Source organism: Mycoplasma sp. 246B, assembly GCF_054353935.1.
The window spans coordinates 279,302-285,582 of the sequence record NZ_JBTHHM010000001.1 but is presented as its reverse complement, the minus strand read 5'-3'; the positions used below and the strand labels follow the sequence as shown (position 1 = coordinate 285,582).

The window sequence follows — 6,281 nt, the reverse complement described above, 5'->3', positions numbered from 1 at the left end:
AACACAAACAGATTATTATTTGCTAGTATTCAACAAAAATAATCCTAATGATATTTTCTTTACATCTTTAAAAAGAATGCAATCTTTAATTCCGAATGGTAATAATTTACCTTTTCAATTTAATCCTAATTTAAACCGTAAATTAGTTAATCGAACATATGCACAATCCAAAGAGTTTTTATTAAATATACTTTTTCAATCTGTTAAGAAGAGAGCAAAAATTTTAGATGATTTTAATGAAAATTTTAAAAATTAAATATTGCTTGTAAGATACTTTGTGTAAAATGATACCTTCCGTCTCTTTTTATTCCCATTAATTCTCAGTCAATGTTGTTTAAAATATCAACAATTTTCTTAGTATTTTGATAATCTAAATTTACATATATTGACAAAACTGATGCATCATAATGGATAAATTCGCCTTTTTCTTGAAAATCTAAAACATAAAAAGGTCTTTTATTTCTTGTTTTACAGTTAACAAAAATTTGATATGTAAATTTTCTTGGTGGGATGGGGACAGGTCGAATTCATTTATTTGGTTGATACAAAATATTATTCAGTTGTTTTGTTCTCTCTGTATGTGAAACAACAAAAGATATATTCCCTTTTTGCAATTTTGAATTGAAGCCACTTGCTCCACCTACTTTTACAATAATATCTGTAGGTAATTTTGGTTTTTTACCAAATAAAATTTTTCAATTAGATCAAAAATATTTAATTTTATCTTTATGATTTTTAACTTTAACTATCTTTATAATAGCAGTAGGAACAGAAGCGTTTTCTCAAATGTTTTCAGGGATTAATTCAAAGTATGTAATTGAAAAATTATCATAAATAATTTTTAACAAATACTTTGCAGAAGTTGTTGTAAAAATTGCAGCAGGAATTATTCAAATAAGTTCGCCATTTTGCTTTAAATCTGATAATGCTTTTTCTAAAAAATATAAATATAGGTTAGGTTTGTGGATTAAAAATTTACTTTTGGGTGCATCTATAATATTTTTATAATCTACATAAGGTGGATTTCCTATAATAACATCTGGTTGATAATTAGTATTAAAATATGATGTGACTTTTGCTCCTTTATGTGCTATATTTTCATCTATTTCTAATGCTATAAGATTATTATATTTTTTGATTAATTCAAAATAAAAATTACCTGTTCCAGATGAAGTTTCCAATATAAAAGCATTGTTATCAAAAGAAATTAAAGATATCATTTTTAAAACGATATCTTTTGGCGTAAATACTTGTCCATAATTAATTTTATTCATATTTTACTTTATCACCTTTAATTTTTGTTTAATTATTATATAACAATTTATGTATAAAATGTTAAAATTTGAAAATAGAGCCTTATTAGGCTGCTAATGTTATGTCATTAAATATTTTTCATATATTGTAAAATCGAAAATATCAGAACATTCAATGTTTTTGCTTTTTTCAATATACTCAAAAAATAATTCATTTATTTGGTTATTTGATAATTCTTGTTTATTCGGTGTATTCATTTATCTCCTTTATTCTTCATTTTCATAATATGGTTTAGCATTTTCTAGAAATTTTCTGGCGTGGTATTCATATGTGGCACCATAATCTATTTTTTCATACATTTCGCTTCCTGTATAAGGATATCCAGAAGATGAAGGCCCTTCTCTGTATCTATACTTTGATTTTTTTGAAATACCATCATAGATATCTCTTAGTTCTTTTACCAACTTGATTAATTCATTATAATTAATTAGTTTTTTGTTCAGAACCGCAATAGTTACATCTTTTTCTCTGTTTAGCTCACCAGCTACACCTCATTTTCTTCTGTATTCATAATTTTCTAATTTTAAATCTTCATATTGTTTTTTTGTGAATTCATATTTATTAATCATACTCTGATAATCAGATAATAATTTAGTTTTATTGTCCTTTAAATCGTTGTTTCTCTTATTTAGTAACTGAATTTCATTTAAATTATTATTATTTTGGTTTTGTAAATTGTTGAAATTAGTAGTCAGTGTATTAAGTGATGCCTGAAGTCGATTCTTTTCTTGATCTGTATCTGCATATTTTTGGTTTATATCATTTAACTGTTCTTTGAGTTTGTTTATTTCTAAATACATTGCTACAATGTTTTCACCATAATTTTTGGTATTATTTGCTATTTCATCTCTTGCTTGATATGCACTTCTTAATGTTTGCAATAAGTGCTTTATTTCTTTGTCTTTTCCTTCAATAATTTTTGTATTTTCTGCTATTGTTCTTTGGTGTTCTAAAATTTCTTCATCTTTTTGTTGTATTTGCTCTCTTAGTTCACTATTTTGATTTGTAAGTTGTTGTATTTCTTTTGCCTTTGCATTTATTGCATTTTGATTCTGTGTAAGCTGACCATTTAGTTGTTGGATTTGTGTATTTAAATTATCTATTATTTCAACTTTGCCATCAAGTTGACCATTTAATTGCTGTATCTTTTGTCTATTAAATTGAATTTGTTCTTGAATTTTTAAATTTTCTGTTTTTATTCTGTCTATTTCATTACGTTTTGTTTGAATTAATTTTTCATTTTCAGAATCTTTTTGTCTTAATATCTCTATTTCTTTGTTTTTTGTGTTAATAATTTTTAAGTTATCATCATTTTGCTGATTCATTTTATTTGTTATTTTTTTGGTTTCATTTAATTTTTGCTCTAGTTCTTTTTTATCATTATCTAACTGTGTTAATTTAGATTCAAGTTTTCTTTTTGAATCTGTTAAATCATTAATATTACCTTTTAATAAATCGATTAATTTCTTTTTATCATTAATATCTGTTTCTAGTAATGCTATTTGCCTACCTTGTGCTTTTATAGTACTCATATTTTCTTCATTGATAGAAAAAAATAATGAATTTGCATTAGATAATTGCAACGAACCAGTAAAATATTTATCGGTATTCTTTAATATTTCATCATATTTATTTATTTCTTGATTAATTTGATTTTGAGTTTGTTTTATTTTGTTATCAGTATCTTCAATTAATCTTTTAGTTTTATCTATATCTCTTAGAAAAATTTGCTTCTTTATATATAGTTCATCACTGTTATTTTCTTTATAAAGTTTGTCTATTTTATCTAACTCATTATTTTGTTTAATCAGTTCATTTTTTAAATCCATATTTCTATGATTTGCTTTATTAAGTTGATTATATAAATTTAAAACTACAATATTCTTATCGTTTAATTTTATATCGTTATCAAATGCTTTTTTTGAAACATTATTCTCGTTATCTAAGACATTTTGACTTAGTTTATACCAATTCTTTTGTAAAAATCAAAAATCCTTACTTATAAAATTACTTATATTATTAAATTTATTTTCTGCTTTTTCTTCTTTGTTATATTTGTCTTCAAATTCTTTTTCTTGCTTGCTTATAGCATCATTCATATTGCTTGCTATTTTTTTTATATCATTGTTTTGGCTTGTTTTTAATGCGCTTTGATATAAAGTAAGTTGCTTTGTATATGCATCATTAATCACTTTCTTATAGTTATTTAGATAGTTTAAATAACTTTCTTGCTTTTGTTGCAGTGAGTTTTTAGATTCAGATAATGTCTTTTTTAACAAATTTGTTGATTCAATAAATTTGTTAACTGTTTCTTTATAAGTTTGCAAATTCTGATTTAATAAATTCATATTTTGTTGCAAACTTTTTAAAGAACTTTCGTTATTCTTAATCGAATTAGCATAATTGATATTAATATTCAAATCATGCTTTATTCAAAAATTTATGTATATATCGCTTGAATCAATTAATCCAATAACATCATTAATAATCTTATTTATATGATTATAGTAACCTAAAAAATCATCGGTTTCCAATCAAACATTATTATTTATTTCATTTAATAAAGTTTGTATATTAGATTCTAATAAAGCGGTTTGTTCATAACTTTGCTTTACTCATGGAATTTCATCTGTATCAGCTGATAGTTTTTTCAAATTTTCATTATGTTTTTTTATCAATTTTAGATAAATATCTCATTTAGAGTTCAATCTATTGTTATTTTCATCTAAAAAACTTTTTAATGATTTTATTTGATTTGAATTAAGTTCTTGATTCAACTTAACAGCTTGTATTTCGTTATTTTTGTCTATAATATCGTTTAAAAAAATTTTTAAATCTTCTTTAATCGGTAAGATATTTTGATTAAAAGAAAGATTTATATTTTGCGTTCGTTTTAGTTCGTCTTGGATTTTATTTTGAAAACCTTTTATTTTATTTATTCTCTCATTAATTTGGTTTTGTAATTTTACAAATGCATCTTTTTCTGCATTTAAATTATCAAAACTAGGTCTTTGCTTATTAAAATTGTCTATATTTTCAATTACCTTCTGATATTCAAAACTTTTTTGATTTGTAAGAACAGGTGAATTAGATGAATTTTTCTGCAGTTTCGTTATTGCAAGCTTAATTGGATATGCTGCTGCTCCTGCAACAACTGCAGTTGAACCTAAAATCATAATCAGTTTTATGTTTTTTGTCATTTTACCTCCACTTTATATATATTAAGAGAACAACAAAAGAACAAATTAGAAACAAAAAAAGTAAAATATTTTGATATTTTATAATATCAAATACTATATATACTTTTATAACAGGATTTATATAACTAAAAAGTTAAATTTTTATCATTTTTTTAGGAAAAAATTAATTTTTTGCTATTATTTATTGATATATAATTAAAAATCAATATATTAGGAGTGATTAAATGAAAAAAATTAAAGGAAAGAATTTTCTTTTCTATGGTATTAATTATATCGTCGGATTTGGTCTTCTTGCCTCGATTGCTAGTGTTTTAAAAACAGGTAGTTATAGTATTTTAGTATTTGCTATTACTTCATTTATTGCAGGTGGTGTTATGCTTGCTTTTGCACGTGGAACCCAAATGTATTCAAAAGAAGTTGGTGGATCATATGTTTTTGTTAAAAAAGCATTCCCAAAAAAAAGATGACTATGATATTTTAACGGATGAAACCAGTTCTTGCAGGCTCCCTTGTTTTCTGCAACTACACCTTTGTTCTTTATATCTATTATTAGATTATTTATCAACAATTCATCAGTCTATGAGAAATATTCATTGTTAATACAACTTTTAGCATTACTATTTTTTATTGTTTTAACAATTATTTCAGCATTAAATTTTGGTATTTCTAAAAAAGTTATTGTTTGAACAGCTTATATAAAATGGATTGTTATTGCGATTATTTTTGCTTCTGTTATAGCTTTATTAATTCAAAATCCAGGGAATTCATTTATTAAAAACACAGAAAAAGTTACACCATTTATGATAATAAGTTCAATCTTAAGTTTCATATATGCGTATGGTGGCGTAGAAGGATTATCAGGTTTATCAACAGAAGTTGAAGCGAAAAACTTTAGAAAAATCTTGCTTTCTGTTTTTGGTATCATCTTATTCATTTATTTAGTATTTTATTTAATGTTTATTTTTATTGATTCATCAAGTGTTTCAACAAAAACTATCTCGAATTATACCGCTGCAATAATGAATAAGGTTATGGGAATTGCAGGATTGATTATATTTACTATCGGACTTTTATTTAGACAAGTTACTTCAACCGTCTTTTCAATGATATATTATGCAAAAGCAGTTGTTCCATTAGCACAAGATGGATTTTTACCAAGTCAATTATCACAAGTAGCTAAAAACGGACAACACCGTAAAGCAATCGTTTTTGCAGCATCCATTACTATAGCTTCAATGATTATCTTTACAATTCTACCAGGTTTATTGGGTGTACCAGATCAATTTGAAACTATCTTAAATGCAGGTAATTTAGTCTTCTTTGTGCAATATTTACTTGCTATTATAGCAGTATTAGTTCTTTCGAAAAAATTGCGCAATGAAGTTAAGTTTCCATTATGAGAAAAGATAGTATACATTATTACAAGTATCTTAATTATTATAGTATTATTAATTACATTTATTCCACCTATTGTAGGTGAAGCATATGATAGTTCACAATTAATAACAATATTAAGTTATATTGTATTTATGGTAATTGGATTTATTGTTTGAGGAGTATATTTATTATTCAAATGATTTATTGACTTTAAAAAAGCAATTGTAAACCCACAAAATCAATCACAAAATCTTTCTTCAAAAGAATATACACAACTACTAAAACAAAATAGCGATCACACACATAATTGTGAAATTGAACATCCTAATACAAATTAAGAACTGCATCTTATGTAGTTTTTTTTAATATTTTTACACTAAATAAACATAC

Annotated in this window: 5 protein-coding genes; 2 read left to right on the top strand and 3 right to left on the bottom strand. The window is 24.2% G+C overall.

The features are described 5' to 3' along the window. On the top strand, positions 1-256 hold a 256-nt coding region (locus ACXYRR_RS01195), incomplete at its 5' end, for a hypothetical protein (RefSeq protein WP_458597389.1). On the opposite strand, the gene ACXYRR_RS01190 is transcribed toward ACXYRR_RS01195, so the two are convergent. From ACXYRR_RS01190 to ACXYRR_RS01180, 3 genes are all read right to left on the bottom strand, one after another. Next, complete coding sequence (locus tag ACXYRR_RS01190; RefSeq protein WP_458597388.1) at positions 246-1,274, bottom strand: Eco57I restriction-modification methylase domain-containing protein; 1,029 nt, start codon at positions 1,272-1,274, stop codon at positions 246-248. The two genes, ACXYRR_RS01195 and ACXYRR_RS01190, sit on opposite strands and share 11 nt — an antisense overlap. A 99-nt stretch (positions 1,275-1,373) precedes the next feature. After that, the gene (locus ACXYRR_RS01185; RefSeq protein WP_435130575.1) at positions 1,374-1,511 is read right to left on the bottom strand and encodes a hypothetical protein; all 138 of its coding nucleotides are present in this window, start codon (positions 1,509-1,511) and stop codon (positions 1,374-1,376) included. 9 nt (positions 1,512-1,520) lie between these two features. Continuing rightward, positions 1,521-4,514 carry a hypothetical protein gene (locus ACXYRR_RS01180; RefSeq protein WP_458597387.1) on the bottom strand — a complete coding sequence of 998 codons (2,994 nt, stop codon included), beginning with the start codon at positions 4,512-4,514 and terminating at the stop codon, positions 1,521-1,523. A gap of 224 nt (positions 4,515-4,738) precedes the next feature. Here ACXYRR_RS01180 and ACXYRR_RS01175 point away from each other — a divergent pair, with 224 nt between their 5' ends. Then, entirely contained in the window at positions 4,739-6,229 is a 1,491-nt protein-coding gene (locus ACXYRR_RS01175) for an APC family permease (protein WP_458597386.1), read from the top strand. Positions 6,230-6,281: the final 52 nt, after the last annotated feature.